The 1,378-nt window shown below is 47.8% G+C and carries 2 protein-coding genes; both read right to left on the bottom strand.

The genetic code is table 11. From position 1 onward, the window contains the following. Window positions 1–195: 195 nt before the first annotated feature. Complete coding sequence (locus ACPV3A_RS37650) at window positions 196–1,101, bottom strand: EcsC family protein (RefSeq protein ID WP_194541409.1); 906 nt, start codon at window positions 1,099–1,101, stop codon at window positions 196–198. Between the two features lie 175 nt (window positions 1,102–1,276). Continuing rightward, window positions 1,277–1,378, bottom strand: a 102-nt coding sequence (locus ACPV3A_RS37645) for an IS3 family transposase (protein ID WP_426205007.1), incomplete at its 5' end; no start/stop codon positions are given.

The raw sequence follows: 1,378 nt of genomic DNA, 5'->3' as shown, positions 1-1,378 counted from the left end.
CCGAACGACTAAACGGCTTATCCCCTAACGAATATCGACGAGCAGCTTAACTAAGAAAAATAATCCCCTCAGTCTTGATAACCGAAGGGATATTGAATGCTAATGATTTTGCTTTTTTAGTCTGTCTACTTGACAGGGAGCACTTCATAAGGTGGGCAACCCTTTTTTTGTCATTTTATCAGGAGGACTACACGATTACAGGGGATATTCCATATTCTTAAGCCGGTAATTCAGACGCCGCTTCTTGTACAGCATTTTCCCCGCTTCGGCCACATCGCTGATCGTCCCTTTGTTGCTGATCGAACCGAATACAATCCCGGCGATCGGGATCAGCTGAAACAGCTTCTTCATCCCGAAGTTATCGGTATAAGACTGAACGACTTCACGCCAGCCCTGCAGCTGTGAGAATACCTGCTCTGTCATTTGTTCATCATCAAAAGTGGCAAGTTCCTCGAGCACCGCTTTTTTTCCCACGATATCGGCAGATGCAAACTGCAAGCACTTCACGATAAACACCCGCTCCCGGGGATCGTTCGGATCATAACCGTAACAAAGCGCCATCTCCTGCAGCACCTTAAGCGATTGACCGAGCACCATCGGCAGATCGGCCGCTATCGTAAATATCCCCCCGATTCCCGTGGCTGCTCCTTGCGCTGCGGCGAATTTGACTCGTTTTACCGTCAGCGTATCCGCTGCAGTATCCATGACTTGGAGCGGCAGCTTCGCGGCAGATGCCAGCGTAAGCCCGGAAGTCGACGCCACCCCCTCTTCGTTCTCATCTTCAATGGATTCCTCCTGAGCGGACTTTACGGAAGAACCGGAAACCGCATTCCGACCTTCCAATCCCGCTGCCTGTGCCAGAACGTTCATAACCGCCTTCTCGCGAACCAGATGCTTCCCGCCGCTCTGAATAAATCCGCCTACCTCATTCAAGGCGTTTCCGATTTTCTCTTGAACAGCCTTGGGCGTGAGGCGATCCAGCAGCATGAAAGGAATTCTACCGAGCTTCTCCCAGAACATGACATCCTTCTGCTCTTTCTCCCATTTCAAAATCTCTTGAAGCTGCGACTCCAGCTGTTGTCGTGATTCCATCTCTGTCATCCTCACTACTCCTATCCAACATTAAAAGTAACTATAAACTGTATACGCAGTTCAATTGAAGAAAGACGCAATAAATTTCAAATTTAATCTTACAACATCACAAACAAGATTAACAAAAAAGAGACCAACCCCTGGTCATAGCCCCGTCAAGTAGACATTAAAAAAAGAGATTTTATTAAGCGGCGACTTTTTCCCGAAACTCAATCGGGGAGAGGTCGCCCAGTTTGTTTTGGAAACGTTCCATGTTGTAAAACGAAATATACTCCGTAATTTGGCT

The sequence above is a fragment of the Paenibacillus sp. Dod16 genome (assembly GCF_049893405.1).
Classification (GTDB): Bacteria; Bacillota; Bacilli; order Paenibacillales; family Paenibacillaceae; genus Paenibacillus_AQ.
This window is presented reverse-complemented; position numbering and strand designations above follow the sequence as displayed.

Excerpts from the sequence above, each read along its gene's own strand:
- ACPV3A_RS37650 (WP_194541409.1), bottom strand. The coding sequence starts at position 1,101 with ATGACAGAGATGGAATCACGACAACAGCTGGAGTCGCAGCTTCAAGAG.